14 protein-coding genes are annotated in these 15,509 nt (G+C 43.3%); 7 read left to right on the top strand and 7 right to left on the bottom strand.

Translation table 11 applies throughout. The annotated features are described in order from the left end of the window. Window positions 1-250 precede the first annotated feature (250 nt). Complete coding sequence (locus LC20001_RS01120; protein ID WP_169925056.1) at window positions 251-1,282, bottom strand: IS30 family transposase; 1,032 nt, start codon at window positions 1,280-1,282, stop codon at window positions 251-253. Window positions 1,283-1,441: 159 nt separating this feature from the next. Between LC20001_RS01120 and LC20001_RS01115 the strand changes: the two genes are divergently transcribed. From LC20001_RS01115 to LC20001_RS01105, 3 genes are all read left to right on the top strand, one after another. Continuing rightward, on the top strand, window positions 1,442-1,732 hold the full coding sequence (locus tag LC20001_RS01115; protein WP_010011313.1) for a hypothetical protein: 291 nt from the start codon (window positions 1,442-1,444) through the stop codon (window positions 1,730-1,732). Between the two features lie 83 nt (window positions 1,733-1,815). Next, window positions 1,816-2,796 carry a hypothetical protein gene (locus LC20001_RS01110; protein WP_010011311.1) on the top strand — a complete coding sequence of 327 codons (981 nt, stop codon included), beginning with the start codon at window positions 1,816-1,818 and terminating at the stop codon, window positions 2,794-2,796. Window positions 2,797-2,843: 47 nt separating this feature from the next. Beyond that, window positions 2,844-3,242 (top strand): hypothetical protein, encoded by a 399-nt coding sequence (locus LC20001_RS01105; protein WP_010011310.1) that lies wholly within the window; start codon window positions 2,844-2,846, stop codon window positions 3,240-3,242. Between the two features lie 122 nt (window positions 3,243-3,364). On the opposite strand, the gene LC20001_RS01100 is transcribed toward LC20001_RS01105, so the two are convergent. The 3 genes from LC20001_RS01100 to LC20001_RS01090 form a co-directional block, all read right to left on the bottom strand. Further along, entirely contained in the window at window positions 3,365-4,636 is a 1,272-nt protein-coding gene (locus LC20001_RS01100; RefSeq protein ID WP_099267091.1) for an ISL3 family transposase, read from the bottom strand. A gap of 249 nt (window positions 4,637-4,885) precedes the next feature. After that, complete coding sequence (locus LC20001_RS01095; RefSeq protein WP_010011305.1) at window positions 4,886-5,842, bottom strand: NAD(P)-dependent alcohol dehydrogenase; 957 nt, start codon at window positions 5,840-5,842, stop codon at window positions 4,886-4,888. A gap of 283 nt (window positions 5,843-6,125) precedes the next feature. Then, a complete protein-coding gene (locus tag LC20001_RS01090) occupies window positions 6,126-7,055 on the bottom strand; it encodes a LysR family transcriptional regulator (RefSeq protein WP_010011304.1) in 930 nt (309 codons plus the stop codon). A 299-nt stretch (window positions 7,056-7,354) separates the two neighbouring features. Between LC20001_RS01090 and LC20001_RS01085 the strand changes: the two genes are divergently transcribed. Together LC20001_RS01085 and LC20001_RS01080 are read left to right on the top strand one after the other, a co-directional pair. Next, window positions 7,355-9,742 carry an NAD(P)H-dependent oxidoreductase gene (locus tag LC20001_RS01085; protein ID WP_010011303.1) on the top strand — a complete coding sequence of 796 codons (2,388 nt, stop codon included), beginning with the start codon at window positions 7,355-7,357 and terminating at the stop codon, window positions 9,740-9,742. A gap of 3 nt (window positions 9,743-9,745) precedes the next feature. Beyond that, window positions 9,746-10,678 (top strand): FAD:protein FMN transferase, encoded by a 933-nt coding sequence (locus tag LC20001_RS01080; RefSeq protein ID WP_010011301.1) that lies wholly within the window; start codon window positions 9,746-9,748, stop codon window positions 10,676-10,678. 43 nt (window positions 10,679-10,721) lie between these two features. Here LC20001_RS01080 and LC20001_RS01075 read toward each other — a convergent pair whose 3' ends face one another. Beyond that, window positions 10,722-11,351 carry an FMN-dependent NADH-azoreductase gene (locus LC20001_RS01075; protein WP_010011299.1) on the bottom strand — a complete coding sequence of 210 codons (630 nt, stop codon included), beginning with the start codon at window positions 11,349-11,351 and terminating at the stop codon, window positions 10,722-10,724. 83 nt (window positions 11,352-11,434) lie between these two features. Here LC20001_RS01075 and LC20001_RS01070 point away from each other — a divergent pair, with 83 nt between their 5' ends. After that, the gene (locus LC20001_RS01070) at window positions 11,435-12,370 is read left to right on the top strand and encodes a helix-turn-helix transcriptional regulator (RefSeq protein WP_010011298.1); all 936 of its coding nucleotides are present in this window, start codon (window positions 11,435-11,437) and stop codon (window positions 12,368-12,370) included. A gap of 38 nt (window positions 12,371-12,408) precedes the next feature. On the opposite strand, the gene map is transcribed toward LC20001_RS01070, so the two are convergent. Together map and LC20001_RS01060 are read right to left on the bottom strand one after the other, a co-directional pair. Beyond that, complete coding sequence (gene map, locus LC20001_RS01065; RefSeq protein WP_010011296.1) at window positions 12,409-13,203, bottom strand: type I methionyl aminopeptidase; 795 nt, start codon at window positions 13,201-13,203, stop codon at window positions 12,409-12,411. Window positions 13,204-13,335: 132 nt separating this feature from the next. Continuing rightward, on the bottom strand, window positions 13,336-14,043 hold the full coding sequence (locus LC20001_RS01060; protein ID WP_082602224.1) for an aspartate/glutamate racemase family protein: 708 nt from the start codon (window positions 14,041-14,043) through the stop codon (window positions 13,336-13,338). Between the two features lie 105 nt (window positions 14,044-14,148). Here LC20001_RS01060 and LC20001_RS01055 point away from each other — a divergent pair, with 105 nt between their 5' ends. After that, window positions 14,149-15,471: a metallophosphoesterase gene (locus LC20001_RS01055; RefSeq protein WP_010011290.1), complete on the top strand. Its 1,323-nt coding sequence runs from the start codon at window positions 14,149-14,151 to the stop codon at window positions 15,469-15,471. Window positions 15,472-15,509 lie beyond the last annotated feature (38 nt).

The following is a 15,509-nucleotide window of genomic DNA, read 5'->3' as shown; positions in this document are numbered from 1 at the left end:
CTGCTCCAACTAAAAAGTGCTGTGAACGTGTTAAACCACTAAAATGGTTTGACGTTCACAGCATTTTTTTGGTTACAGTTGACCATATTTTGATAAACTTCAATTTCTCGTTCCACATGAAACAAATTCTATCAAAAAAATCAACCCATTTAGGTGTAAATTTGTTCCCAAATTGCAAGAACAAATTAGCCACACGATAAATCCTATTAAATCAGTATTTTCATTAATATTCATATTTTATGGACTTAACTTAACCGGCGGAAGCAGCGGAGAAAAGCTCTTTGGGTGTTTGATAGCCAGTTTGCCGGCGCGGTAAATTGTTTAGCTTTGACTCAACTGCTTGGATATCATGAGGACCCAAAATATCCATGGATAGACCCTTGGGTACATCGCGGCGGATCATTCGATTATGCGCTTCGTTAGTCCCACGCTCAGAGGAACGATATGGATGGGCATAATAAAGGTCAGCGACACCGGTAAGTACAGCGCCAACTTCCGAGAACTCAGCGCCATTATCGGCAGTAACTGACTTCATGATTGATCCGTATTCTTGACAGATCTTGGCCAGCTCATAGTTGACTGAATCGGCATCACGACCATCGATCAAACGTAGAATTTGGCAGCGGGATTGACGCTCGATCAGCGTTAAGATCACACTCTCTTGACCGTTGCGCTTGCCCACCACGGTGTCCAATTCGAAATGGCCGAACTCTTGGCGCTGGTCGATACTTTTAGGCCGTTCATCAATACTCCGTCCGGCCAGACGCTTGTGCTTGATCGAGTGATGATGTTTAGCACGGTGGCGCGTTTTTTCGAGTAGATCAAGATTACGGACTTCAAGTAACTGGGCATCAATATAGTGGTATAGCGTCTTGGTCGAGACCATCTCCTCAGGTTGATATAAGCCTTCAAGTTTGGCCCGTCCTACTGCTGCATCAGGCGACCAACCATCTTGACGCAAATGAGTCGTAAAATAGTCGATAAAATCAGCGACACCGACGAGTTTCAAAGGTCGATGACAGTGGGCTCGATTAGCTTCGTACTTAGCTTGTGCTGTTTCTGGTGAGTATACAGCGTAATATTGGCGTTGACTATTCACTTTTTTTACTTGGTCGATCTCGCCGCGGCACAATTCATTATTGATTGTTTGATGACAAACATTAAGCGCTCTGGCAATTGCACGATTGGAATAGCCTTGGCTGTGCAGCGTAGCAATTCTGCCTCGTTCAAACGAAGTTAGGTGCTGACCTTTTTTTCTGACTGTGGTATTCTGTTCTTGCATCAAGACAATAACCTCTTTCATTGTTTGTGTAGGAACATCAATGATAACAGAGATTTGTCTGGGTGTTTTTTATTTTATCAATTAGCTAAAAGTATTTGGCTAACTTGATTATAAAACGCGCGGTGTAAATTTGTTAGAATACGTATTAGAGGTGACCTAATGTCTTTATTAGCCATTATTACTGGTATTTTAACACTAGTCAATTACGCTTTTCTAACTGGACAGATTTATCCTGTATTTATCGGCGTCTTTTTGCAAGCGGTTTTAACAATTGTTACTTTCATGACAGCCCTAGCCTATCGCGGCCGACGCCAGCGTCGTGACTACGTACACGGTGGTTATAAAATTTTTACGCTGCGTTTTGGTATCATTATGGTATCTTGCTTAGGCAATCTTGCTGTTCTTATTGTCATATTATTGAATCTATTTGGACGTTTAAATCATTTTTAATTAGGCATTTCACCCATTCACTTTTGTGTAGAAAACGCTTATAGTGGATATAGTTTTTACGGAGAAAGATAGGTGAACCCATCATGGCACATTTTCACATTGATCACGCTGCATTAACTGGTAATCAGGAAAAATCAGCTAAGTCAGCTAAACCAAAGGAAGATTTTCCTAACGTATTTGATTATCCCGATTTTATCGAAATGCGGCCGCAATTGCGCCAAGCGGTACACACAGTCGCGGAAGAATCCTTTGATCAACCAGTACTGCCTGTCAAAATTGAACGCTTAGCAGTGGCACTGGAAGAAGAATTAGAACAAGAAACACGTAAGTATGAGGCACAAAAAGCCGTTTTTACGAATCAAAAGACTGAGTGTAATGACCTGATCCGTTTGTATACGCAAATTTTACAAGTTATCAGTCGTGACCCTGATCCAAATAATACTGATATTGAAGACTTGATCTTTGCGGTTGACCAGACACGGCAGGCCTTGCGTAAACTACCTGAAAAGCCTGGTAAGGGACCTTTATATGATCCTGATAGTGTGCGCGCGATCGAACCAGCAACTTTTTACGATTTTGTAATTCAACGTTTAGCGCACCCCTACTTTATTAGTGATTCGCATGAACTGCACCGCAAGAATTTATCCCCTGAAGGACAGCAATTCGTCGACCGTCTGTCGGCCTATGCATTCCGTGACTGGGATGCTTATTTGACTCATGAATATGATGCCCAGCACATCATTAAAAATGAGAAAAAATTAGAAGACCGCGTTTATTATACGAAATTGGAAGAGATCGAATTGAAGTATGCCGATAAAGCTTATGCACAAGTCTTCGCTGATACCTTTAATGACTTTGCCAAGGTCTTGACGCCGGGCTATCTAAATCATTTTGATATCCATACAACGCCAATTCCGGTTGCGAATGCTGTTTTGCGGCACCATTTGTCGGCTATCGTCCATCAACATTTTTTGGTCGACGATAAGGGCTATGAGCACGTGATGGATGAACCCATCAAGCAGATCAAGACTAAATACGCATTTTATCTAAATAATTTCTCTTAGACAACGTGCCAAATGCCTTTAACCTCAATGAAAGTAAGTGATCCCGCGTGAATCTTAGCGCAGAACCTGGTAGTCCTGAATTTGAAAATGCTATTTTTATTTTAAAGCAACCAATTACAGCCAAAACTGCACCGTTATTGGTTTTCCACGATAACGTCGTGCCTGAACCGATGGACGCAGAAGCGTGGGCCATGCCTGCTTATCTCAGCGATGATTTTAATTTGTTTTTTGTTTTCGCGCAAAACATGGGCACCAATTGGTCTGCCACTTTCGCTCAAGTCACGATCGAAAACGGCAATCAAATCACCAGCATGTCCAACGTTGTGCCTACGGGTACGGGATTTAACGCGCTTGCTCGCGTTGATCGGCACGCTGCTATTGAATTACTCGCCTATTTTGAAACCCTTGCTGCCAGTAATTTAGGGCATTGGGAAATGGGTGCTTAAATAAAGTAGCGACAATAATGTTACTGAAATGCTTATGTATAAAAATAACGGTGCGGTAAAATCGGCTCTTTGTCAAATCCTGTTGATGAATAGCTTTTACAGAGTTGAAAGTCATGCGACTTTCAACTCTGTTTTTTCATTGGTTTTGTTCTCATTTGCCGTAACTTAATACGTGAAATCATATGATGGTAATTACGGAATCCAAATGCTGTACGTTGAATTTGTTTAATCATTCGATTCATGCCTTCGACTGGGCCATTCGTATAGTCCGATTCACTGGCGTTGAGTACAACCACTAAGTTCTTTTTGAACGTTTGAAACACTGCTTTCATGTAGGGACTTATATTTTGATTTGTATATAGATCTTCCACAAGCTTGTCTTTGTCTTGATTCTTAAGGTTTTCCATGATGCTTTGCATCGACTCGTACGATGCTTTAAGTTCTTCGTTAATTGTCAGTCCTTGTTCTACACGTTCTAGTTGTGTGAGTTGTTTTCGCAGGTGTCGGTCATAAAAGACATGTTCCTCATCTAGATTTCCGGCATACTTCAAATAAAGCCGCCAGGCGAACTTTAACGTGCGATATTCATAGGATCTTTTATTGTACTTTTTCATGGTTTGCACCCGAGTTTGATTAAAAGCCCGAGTCATCATTGCAACGATGTGAAAGCGGTCGATCACAATTTTTGCCTGCGGAAACATTGCCTTGGCAATGTCTTGATAGTAACTATTTAGATCTACGGTAACTGTTTTGACACGTGCTCGAACACTTGCTGGAAATTGTTTAAAATAATCAGTAATACTTTGCTTGAATCGGTCTGGCAGAATTTGTTGAATTTCATGCTCACCAGCGCCATTAATACAGATGAAATGGAGCCGACCACCAATTCCTCTAAATTCATCCATGGCGAGATGAACCGGTAGATAGTTAAGATTTCTGCGAAATAAGTCATCATAGTTGTCTAAGTAACGACAGACAGTGCTAGCTGATATGCCGGCATCGATCGCAATGCTAGCTTGAGTGCGGTCGTCTTGTAGACTCATAAACACTTTCTGACGCGTGGCTCGGGAGATACAACAGTACTTGTCTACCACATCAGAAGTAGCCATAAACGACGCTTTACAATTACGACAAATGACGCGTTCTTTATGGAGTTCTAAATAAACTGGTTCACTCGCATTCGCTGCCAGATAGGTCACGCGTGATACGTAGTGTCCATTATGACTTAGCTCGCAAAAGCCACAGTTAGCGCAATGTTTCTGGTCGAACTTAACCGTGGCTATATATACTTTTGCGCGCTTAGCTTTAATCACTTGATAGTTATATTTGTAAAAAACTACATTTGGGTCTTTAATACTGAGCGCAAATTTTATATTATTATCTACAGGGTCCATAAGTTTTCACGTCCTTTAAAAATGATGCTGTAGTGGGTGGATTTTTTAGGTGCGAGGCTTATGGGCCTTTTTTATTTTGCACTAAAAAATCCTGCTAATAGATTACCATGTTAAGTAAGCTATCAACAGGAAAAAGTATAGAACCGTAAAATCTAATTAGATTCTGCTGCACCGTTATTTTTACGCTAATTTTTCCGTTCACACAGTGACTTTAAAATCGACAAACATCTGTTAGCAAACTGACCCACATCATTTCTTCAAAGTACTCATATCTATAACGAACCGATAGTGAACATCACTATTCAGAATGCGTTCATATGCGGCTGGTACATCATCAATACCGATCATTTCTATTTTAGGATGAACATCATTTTCCGCTGCAAAATTTAACATTTCTTGCGTCAACGCGATCCCGCCAACATTCGATACGATTAACGTATTCTGCCGATTAAACATCGCTTGTAAACTAAATTCTTGGTTTTCGATAGGCAAGCCAACACTGCAAGCAATGCCTTTAACGCTCAATAATTTAAAATACTCATTCCAGTCTAGCTTAACCGCAACTGTACTAAGAAGAAAATCAAATTGACCATCCAAGCGAGTGAAATCTTCTGGCGTTTTTAGTATCTCATACGCTTTAGCGCCAAATTCTTTTGCTTCGTTGGCTTTTGATTCTGAGTGTCCAATCACTGTAACCTCCGCACCCATCTTATTAGCAAACTGGGTAGCGATATGACCTAATCCGCCTAAACCAACAATCGCCACTTTAGATCCTTTCTTTATACCATAACGTTTTAAAGGATTATATGTTGTGATACCAGCACAAAGTAACGGGCTAGCTTCAGCTAAATCTAGCTTATCGGGAATTGATAAAACAAAGCGATCTTTAACAATGATAGATTGAGAGTAGCCGCCTTCTGATTGATTACCAGCATAATCATCGCCAACAAATACAGAAATAACGCCCTTTTCACAGAATTGTTCTTCGCCGGCTTGGCAATATTTACATTTGCCGCACGAATCAACAAAACAACCTACACCTACTCGATCGCCAACATTAAACTTATGAACGTTTTGGCCAATAGCACTAACGATTCCCGATATTTCGTGCCCTGGCACAATTGGGCGCTTAAAGATACTATCAATTCCTTCAACGATTGAGATATCTGAGTGACAAATTCCACAATATTTAATGTCAATTGCCACATCATCTGGTCGTAATGCTCTTCTTTTGATTATAGTATGATGAAAAGTTTTGAAATCAGATCAAGTTGCTTCCAGCGCTGCTACTTTAGTTTCAGGCATAAACATTTCTCCTTCTGTAGTTAAATAACATTTATACATATATTGTAAGCCACAACTTTGACCCAACAACATACTTATTTGTTATGGTTATCTATTACAATTATGCATAGCTAGAGATACGCATAATTTAAATATCAACGTTACTTTCAGCAAATCATGCGAAATACACCACACTATAAATTTGCTAAACTCCTCGCCCAACTGCCACTGCCAAATCGATAAATGCCTTTTCCTGCTTCGTCAGCAGGCGGTCACGTTTATAAGCGATCACTGTTTCGCTTTGTAACTCCGTGGTCGCTAATTGATAAGTTGCTAATGCTGCTGTTGCTGGATGACTCTGCCAAACCGAGTACGGTACAAACGTTGCGGCAGTGAAGTTGTGCTGCACCAATTTGATCCCCGTATCCAAACTGGCCGTGCGTAAAACGATTTGTGGATCAATATTATTTTTGGCTAAATATTCTGCGATCAAACGTTGAAAGCCTGAATTTTCGTTTTCCAAAATTAATGGCTGCCGGTCAATTAAATCGCGGCAATCATTGATCACCGTCACTGCCTTGGTGGGCTTACGGTATGCCGGGTGGCTAGGTGGTACCAGCAAATAAATCGGCTCGCGCTCAAACAATTGATAGTGAATTTTATGATTATCCACTGGTAAAACGCCGATATATAAATCTAAATTGTCATTAGCCAGTTCATTTTCTACTTCACTGCTAGGATATTCGACCAAACGCAACTCCACATTGGGGTAAGTAGCGTGGTACTGCGGTAATAGTTGGGGCAAGATCTGCGCCCCTAATGACTGGGTCACACCGATCGTCAAACGCCCGTGCCCTGCTTCATTTAGCGTGGCCAGGCCATGATACAGTGAATCATATTGAGCAGTAATATGCTGTAGTCGTTGTAAATAATATTCGCCCGCATAAGTCAATTGCAGTGGATGATGGCGCCGTTCGATCAAGCGCGTTTCCAAATGATTTTCCCGTTGCTGAATAATTTTGCTGACGGCTGGTTGAGTCATAAATAATGCCTCAGCGGCTGCAGTAATATTACCCAATTTAGCCACCATCTCTAAAATCGCGATAAACTGTTTATCTTTTGCTAATGGTGTCATGCCCGTTCACCTCATTCCACTAGATAAATTCATTATATGCCAAAAATAGCATAACTTTAACACAAAATAATTATTTCACAATTTATTGAAATGGACTAGTATAGAAAATGAAGGTTAATTTAATCCTAATGATCTTCAAAAAAGATATTACTTTCCGTGCATGAAAACACGTTATATCGTTTATAGAATATATTACAAAGCCATGTTTTTGATAAGCGTGATTGCCGCCACCAGTAAGGTCAGCGTCCATAACATCAGAAATCTTTGGCTCAAAAATCACTATCAAAGAGGGTTATTCAATGAAATTTATTGGTATCGTTGGTACAAATGCGGACTATTCAACCAATCGTATTTTGCTCCAATACATGCAAAAACACTTCGGTGCGCAGCACGCGATCGAAATTTGTGAAATTAATCAATTACCATTATTCAATGAAAATATCGTCACGCCAACACCTGGCAGCGTGGCTCAATTAGCCGCAAAAATTGACGCTGCTGATGGCGTGATCATCGCCACTCCGGAATATGATCATTCTATTCCAGCAGCCCTTAAAAGTGCGATCGAGTGGCTGTCTTGCAAGGTGCACCCACTGACCCATAAACCAGTCATGATCGTCGGTGCCTCGTATGGTCCTCAAGGCACTTCACGGGCGCAGCAACATTTGCGTCAAATTTTAGATTCACCTGGTGTCGGTGCGATCGTCTTACCTGGCAATGAATTCTTACTGGGTCACGTTAAGGAAGCCTTTGACGGCGACCAACAGTTAAAAGACGCCCAAACGATCAGCTTTTTAGAAGAATGTTTCACGCATTATCTTGATTTTGCTCGTGTGATCAATCACACATATCGAAAGGAAGCCCCAAAATTGGCTGCAAAAACAACTTGGAATGGTGCCTATGATGTCATCGTTATTGGTTTCGGTGCTGCTGGTGCAACTGCCGCCCGCTTTGCCGCTGATAACGGTGCGAAAGTCTTATTGACCGATGCCGCTCCAGAAGGTCACGAAGGCGGCAATGTCCGCTACGCTGGCCAAGTCGTTGCTACTGGCTCCGACTACGACAAAATGCTGGCTTACTATAAAGCCATGCTCGGTCCAATTGATTTAGATTCTGACTTATTGCAGACCTACGTTCACGGTATGGTCAATATGCGCCAATACTTCCGCGATTACCTCGATGTTGAACCAGTTAGCTACAACGACACCTACAAAAATGGTTCTCGTGGCGAAGTAGCTAAAGGCTTAGCGCCTGAATATCCGGAATATGAAGGTGCCGATACATTTGATCTAACCACCGTGCACGAAGGTTTCTTCGACGCTGCTTTATGGAAAAACTTACGCCAACACGTTGTTGACCGCAACCAAAATATCGATGTTTGGTTAGCTTCTCCAGCGCAACATTTGATTCAAGATCCAACTACAAAAGCAATCATTGGGGTCACGATCAAGCGTAACGGTCAAAGCGTCAACATACAGGCTAAAAACGGGGTCGTCTTGGCTTGCGGCGGTTTTGAAACTGACAAGCAAGCAATCCAAGATTATTTAGGCGCCCCACATTTGGCACCGATCGGCACTTTGTATAACCAAGGCGACGGCATTAAAATGGCCGAAGAAATTGGCGCTGACATGTGGCATATGAAGAGTTATGAAGGTTTAGGCCTGCTTTCCGGTATGACGTTTGCCACCCATCCCGGCGAACGAGGCAAATTAATTTTAGCGCCTTGGCCTGATCTGTACACCGGCAGTATTTTTGTGGTCGGTGACGATGGTAGTCGTTACTTCCGTGAAGATGAAGCCAACCGCCACGGTCGCTTGTATGATCACGGTACTTGGCGGATCCCAACAGCGCAAGATCATCCTTATTTGATTTTCGATCAAAAACAATATGATCAATTTAAGGCCGCAAAACAATTACCTGATCCTGATTTCTTCAGTCGTGTGATCAAAGCAGATAGCTTGGCTGATTTAGCGGCGCAAACGCAATTGAACCCTGACGTTTTACAACAAACCGTGACTGAATTTAATAGTTTTGCCAAAAATGGTGTTGACTACAGTCAGCATCGTGATGCTGCAACGATGCGGGCTTTCGCTGCTGGTCCATACTATGCTGTTAAATTAGAATCCGGCATGTTGAACACTCAAGGCGGTCCACGGCGCAACGCAAAAGCAGAAATCTTAAACACAAAGCAACAACCAATTCCGCATTTATACGGTGCTGGTGAACTTGGTGGCGCCAACGCTAACCAATACGCCGGTGGCAGTAACTTAGCCGAATGCTTGATCTTCGGTAAAATTGCCGGTGAAAATGCCGCAAAAGCCAAAGGTGAAACGACGGTTGCGCCAGTAACAACAACCGCTAACGTCGATCTTGGCGGCAATGATTTAAGCAGTGAGGATTCATTAGCTGGTATCAGTGTCGGCCCCAACCAATATTTAGGTGTCAGTGAAGCCGGTATTGGTGGCCAAGTGGTTGTTCGTGTCACTTACGCTGACGATAAGATCCAAGCAGTTGAAGTCGTTAAACAAAGTGAAAGTGAAGATGTCGGCAAAGCAGCAGTCGAACAATTACCAGCTAAAATGGTTGCAGCCAATAGCTACGATGTTGATGCGGTTTCTGGTGCCTCAGCTTCCAGCAACGCGATCAAGAGCGCCGTTAAAAATGCCTTAGCTAAAACCGTCCACGCATAAACAATGCAACCAATTAAGAAAAGTTATTTTGCGCTCGGCACCTTGATCAACTTAACTGTTTTTGCGCCGGCAACGGTAGCTGATATTGAAGCGGCTTACCATTTGATCCAACATTATGAAGATGTGCTGACCGTTAATCGGCCACAGTCAGAAGTAATGACGATCAATCATGCCGCCGGTCGGCACGCAGTTCAAGTTTCAACGTTGACCTATCAATTGGTCAAAACAGCGGTCAAGGTCAGTCAACAAGCTTTAGGCTTCAATGCCGCCATCGGTCCGCTAGTTAAATTATGGCACATCGGTTTTAGCGATGCCCGTAAACCTAGTCCAGAAGCGATTGCCGCTAAATTGCCATTGATCGATCCGCAACAAATCGTACTAAATGATCAGCAGCAAAGCGTTTGGCTGCGGCAACCCGGTATGGAACTTGACCTCGGTGCCATCGCCAAAGGCTATATTGCCGATGCGATCCGTACATTATGGCAGCAACGAGGCGTGGCTGAAGGGATTATCGATCTCGGTGGCAATATTCTATTAGTTGGCCAGCAGCAGTGGCGCGTTGGCATTCAATCGCCACAACAGCAACGTGGCCATGTGATCCTACGCTTAACCACTGGGGCCGCGGCGGTGGTCACTTCCGGTATTTATGAGCGTCATCTGCAAATTGACGGTCACGATTATCATCATATGTTCGACAGTCAAACTGGCTACCCGATCGCCAATAATTTAGCTAGCGTGACCATCATTGCCCCAGACTCACTGACCGCTGATATTTGGACGACAATCGCCTTTTACCAAGGCTTAAGCAGTACTAAATTGATCGCACAACAGCCGAATTTAGCCGCTATTTACGTGACTAAAAATCAGCAGATCTATTTAACCGCTGGCTTGCGCGCTAAAGTTGAACTGTTGGATACAACGTATCAAATTAAATAAATGCATTAAAAAGTCCAAGAAAACACTTTTCTTGGCCTTTTGCTTACGCGTAAAATTGGGTAAAGACTGAATCGAGATCGGCGGCCGCACTGGCTAGAACTTGCTTGACCGGTAAAGTAGCGGTGCCTTGGGCGCGGGCAATGTAGAATTGATCAAAACCCATGATTTCTTCGAACATCTTCTGTAAATAAAACCGCGAGAATTCCAGTGACGTGTAACGATCATCATTCGTGTAAATTGAGCCGCTAGCTTGCAATAACAGTACTTTATAATCATCAGTCATTAAGCCGACTGACCCATCGTCAGTGTACTTAAACGTTTCCCGCGCAATCAAAATATTGTCGAGATAATCTTTTAAACGTGAGGTGACGTTAAAATTATGCAGCGGTGACACGATCACAATACGGTGATGGGCCTTAAATTGCGCTAATAATGCGGTCGAGGTTTGCGCTAATGCGACTTCTTCTGATGATAAGGTAGCACCTTGCTCCCAAACCTTGAGTAACTGTGCTGCTTCGATCCGCGGAATTTGTGTATCGTATAAATTTAAAATCGTCGCTGTGCTTTCTGGAAATTGTGCCGCAAATTTAGTCAAGAACATTTCCTGTAGCTTAGTTGAAAAATGGGCTTTATTAGTTAAATCTGGTTGTGCATTAATAATTAATGTTTGCATGTTAGCACTCCTCTTCATTTGTTACAATGAGTATAAATATAAAAGGCGCCAAAACATGGCACCTTTAAATCGAGGAGTTAGCCATGAAAAAATCGGAACGGTTAAATCAAGAACTTATTTTTCTCAGCGCTAAGCATGTCTTTCAATTACACGATCTAATGACCAAATTTAATATTTCCAAACGAACTGCTTTACGTGATATCGCCGAACTGGAAACTTTAGGTCTACCATTTTACGTGGAAAATGGTCGGCATGGTGGCTACCACTTGATCAGTCAGAAATTATTAACGCCGATTTATTTTAATGAAGAAGAGATCCGCGCCATCTTTTTTGCCTTAGAGGCGTTGAATTCACTCTCAAGTACCCCTTGTGAGAAATCATATCCACAGATCCGGCAAAAATTATTGGCGACGATGCCGGTGGCACAACAAGCTGATATCACTAAAGTACTCGACGTGATTCATTATTATAATGTGGCGCCGATCAATACACCGGCGAACTTGGCATCGATCACACAAGCAATTTTGGAAAATAAAATCGTTACTGTGACTTATACGCAATATACGCCGGAAACAACGCAGCTACAGATCTATGAACTCTTTTATCGCAATGGAATTTGGTTCTGCAGTGCCTACGATCTTCAGAAAAAACATTGGGGTACGTATCGCTGCGACTACATGACTGAATTGGCAATTGATCATGCCCATACCGCCGCCTACTCTCAGGCTGAATTAAGTCAGTTACAACGAGATTACGAACAGCACTATCACGATATTCCATTTAAATGCCGCTTGACCGCCTTCGGCAAGGAACTCTTTTTAAAAAATAATTATCCGAACATGACCTTAGAAACGATTGATCAGGTCCCGTATATCACCGGCAGCTATAATCAAGAAGAACTGGCCTACATGACCCACTATCTGATCACCTTTGGCGAGCACGTCACTATCGAATATCCAGAACAACTCAAAAACAGCTATTTGCAGCAATTACAAACAATGATTGCACGCTATCAATAAAAAAACGCACTGACATAACCGCGTCAGTGCGTTAAAACTTATTTGAGTAAATATTTAGCATCGTATTCTGGATCCTGTGAGGTCAAAATTTTCGGACCATCATCGGTGATCACTAACGTATGTTCATATTGGCAGCTAAGTGAGCCGTCCTCAGTGGTCACGGTCCAACCATCGGGCGCAGAGCTATCGCAGCGCCAGTCACCAACGTTAACCATTGGTTCGATGGTGATCGTCATGCCGGCCCGTAAACGCAAGCCTTTGCCTGCTTTACCATAACCGGGAACATCTTGTGATTCGTGCATCGTTGGTTGAATGCCGTGCCCTACGTATTCACGCACATCGCCGTAACCCTGCTCATCTTCAACATAAGTTTGGATCGCATGGCCAATATCGCCGACGCGATTGCCGACGACGGCTTGATCGATTCCGAGGTAAAGTGCCTTTTTCGTAACTGCCATCAAATGTTTGACTTCATCACTGACTTCGCCGACCGCGTAGGCCCAGCAGGAATCTGACATATAGCCATCGACAGAAACGACGGTATCAACTTTAACTAAGTCGCCGTCTTTCAACAGGACATCCTTGCGCGGAAAACCGTGACAAACTTCATTATTGATGCTGACACAAGTGGCGTATTCGTAGCCTTCAAAACCCTTTTCCTCTGGTTTAGCGTTATTTTCAGCCAAATAACGTAGCGCGAATTTTTCAATATCCCAGCTAGAAATACCCGGCTTGATAATTTTGCGTAGGCCAAGGTGCATCCCCGCCAAAACGGCACCTGATTTTTGCATCCCACGAATTTCGCGAGCTGATTTTAATGTAATGAGTGACATTGCGTAAGTTCCTCCTAATTTAGGTCCAAAAATAGTTTATACTGTATGGTCGCCTATTAACTGATCATGTTCTATTATAGCCGTTTTTGTGGCTGTGGTGGCCCATCAAGAAAAACATTACGTTTTCTGCAGTCAACTGAAAATTTGGGCCACGATCGCCGCAATATGGATGGCCGCCGGATCTAACAATGGTAATGCCACATCCGTTGTTTTTAATAATAAAGGTAATTCGGTGCAACCAAGAACAACGCCATCGATCTGCTGCTCGAACTGCAATTGCTTAATAATGGCTAAAAAATCCTGTCGTGTCGCTGGTTTAACAATTCCGTTTTCCAGCTCAGTTACGATTTTATGGTGAATAAATTGTTGCTGCTGTGAATTTGGCGTGATCACTTCAATGCCAGCGTCACGAAAGGCGCGTTTAAAAAAGTCGTGTTGCATCGTGAATTCAGTTCCCAGTAAACCAAGTTTTTTCAGACCTAATTTTTGCGCGTGTTGGCAGCTGGCCGTTACCATGCTTAGCAGCGGTACCGGCTGCTGAATTTGCTCAAACACGATATGCGGTGTAATCCCACACATGACCACAAAATCAGCGCCAGCGGCAGCCAATTGCTGGGCAGCCTGGGATAAATAATTGGCCACCGCAGTGTAATCTTCTTTTTCTAGCCAGGCAAACATTTGGTACATATTCACACTGTTGATCATTAATTCTGGTAATGTCGTTTGATTGCCTTGATGTTGTTGAAACTGACTAATAATTGCGCGATAATACATCATCGTTGCTTCCGGGCCTAAGCCACCAATAATGCCGACTTTTTGCATTTGCTCACGGTCTTTCATTAAAGTTAATAACACTAAGTGTAGAATAATAATTTAGCTTAGGCAATAGCGGCATTTGTGTTTAGCCAGTTAATTTTCTACAATAAACGCAAGGAGGTGACGGCCGTGCGCCGGGCAACGATTATTTTAACTATGTTGATCACAGGCTGCTTGTTGGCTTTAGGTTTAACAACCACACAAGCCGCTGACCACGATTTAACTAACAATACTAAGCCGAGTTTTTGGGTGCTGTCGGACCCACATTTTATTGCGCCCAGCTTACACGACCAGCAGGCGGCTTTTAAGCAGATCACCCAGACCGCAGCTGGCAAAGACTTGACCGACCAGCCAGTTGCCTTGCATGCCTTAGTCCAAACGGCTTTAAAAAAGCGGCCAACGGCAGTGATCATCACTGGCGACGTAACGTTTAACGGTGAATTAGCCAGTGCAAAAAGTTTAGCCCGCCGGCTGCGGCCACTGCAAAAAGCTGGCATTCACCTGCTGATCATCCCCGGTAATCATGATATTAATGGCGGTTGGGCGCGCAAATTTTCCGGCAAGCAGCAAAGCCCCACTCCCCAGATCAGTCCCAGCGCTTGGCGCCAGATTTTTGCTGACGGTTATCAAAATGCTTGCGCCGTCGATAATGATTCACTGAGCTACGCGGTTAATTTGAATAAACGTTACCGGCTATTATTGTTGGACGATAATACTTATCCAACCCACACCTCAACTGACGCGCCGAATACGGGTGGAAAATTGAAACAGAGTACGCTGCTGTGGCTCGAAGGTCAACTACATAGCGCTAAAGCCGCTGGCCAGCAAACGCTGGTGTTCACACACCACAATCTTTATGCCCATTCAATGATGAAGCAAGGTTGGGTCCTGGATAATGCCGCTGCGTTGCGGCACATCCTGAATCGGTATCATGTGCCAGTCTTATTTTCTGGCCACATTCACGCGCAAGATATTATGGCTGCGCCGAAGCAAAAGCACGCCACAATTGAGATCGTTAGCGGTAGCTTTTCTATGACTCCGGCCAGTTATGGCGTGGTAACATCGACGCCACACCAACTACACTACCAAACACGGCAACTCAAGCTGACGCCTTACCTGACCGCCAAACAGCGCCAGCAGCCGTCATTGGTTCACTATCAACGCCACTTGAAAAAGTTGTTCCAGCAAATGAATGACAACATGGTAGCGCAGCACATCAACGCCAATCATAGGCTAACTAAGCAGCAAGCAAATGTCGAAATTAATTTCTTGATCAATGCCAATTGGCGCTTCGAAACCGGCAATGACTTTATGACGGCCCCACAATTAGCGAAACTGAAGCAAACGTCAGGCTACAAATTGGCGGCCCATGATTCACAGTTAAGCGGCCCCTTAGGCACATTAAATGGTGATCATAATTTGCCGGATCACCATTTGACATTGCGCTATTAAAAAAATCACTTGGTAGTCAGTTGCACTACCAAGTGATT

Source organism: Loigolactobacillus coryniformis subsp. coryniformis KCTC 3167 = DSM 20001 (genome assembly GCF_002706425.1).
GTDB classification, from domain to species: Bacteria; Bacillota; Bacilli; order Lactobacillales; family Lactobacillaceae; genus Loigolactobacillus; species Loigolactobacillus coryniformis.
This window is presented reverse-complemented; position numbering and strand designations above follow the sequence as displayed.

Bases quoted from the DNA above. Each gene is read 5' to 3' on its own strand.
- LC20001_RS01060 (WP_082602224.1), bottom strand. From the start codon at position 14,043: ATGAAAGACCGTGAGCAAATGCAAAAAGTCGGCATTATTGGTGGCTTA.
- LC20001_RS01070 (WP_010011298.1), top strand. From the start codon at position 11,435: ATGAAAAAATCGGAACGGTTAAATCAAGAACTTATTTTTCTCAGCGCT.
- map (WP_010011296.1), bottom strand. From the start codon at position 13,203: ATGTCACTCATTACATTAAAATCAGCTCGCGAAATTCGTGGGATGCAA.
- LC20001_RS01090 (WP_010011304.1), bottom strand. From the start codon at position 7,055: ATGACACCATTAGCAAAAGATAAACAGTTTATCGCGATTTTAGAGATG.
- LC20001_RS01120 (WP_169925056.1), bottom strand. From the start codon at position 1,282: ATGCAAGAACAGAATACCACAGTCAGAAAAAAAGGTCAGCACCTAACT.
- LC20001_RS01085 (WP_010011303.1), top strand. From the start codon at position 7,355: ATGAAATTTATTGGTATCGTTGGTACAAATGCGGACTATTCAACCAAT.
- LC20001_RS01115 (WP_010011313.1), top strand. From the start codon at position 1,442: ATGTCTTTATTAGCCATTATTACTGGTATTTTAACACTAGTCAATTAC.
- LC20001_RS01080 (WP_010011301.1), top strand. From the start codon at position 9,746: ATGCAACCAATTAAGAAAAGTTATTTTGCGCTCGGCACCTTGATCAAC.
- LC20001_RS01100 (WP_099267091.1), bottom strand. From the start codon at position 4,636: ATGGACCCTGTAGATAATAATATAAAATTTGCGCTCAGTATTAAAGAC.
- LC20001_RS01110 (WP_010011311.1), top strand. From the start codon at position 1,816: ATGGCACATTTTCACATTGATCACGCTGCATTAACTGGTAATCAGGAA.
- LC20001_RS01075 (WP_010011299.1), bottom strand. From the start codon at position 11,351: ATGCAAACATTAATTATTAATGCACAACCAGATTTAACTAATAAAGCC.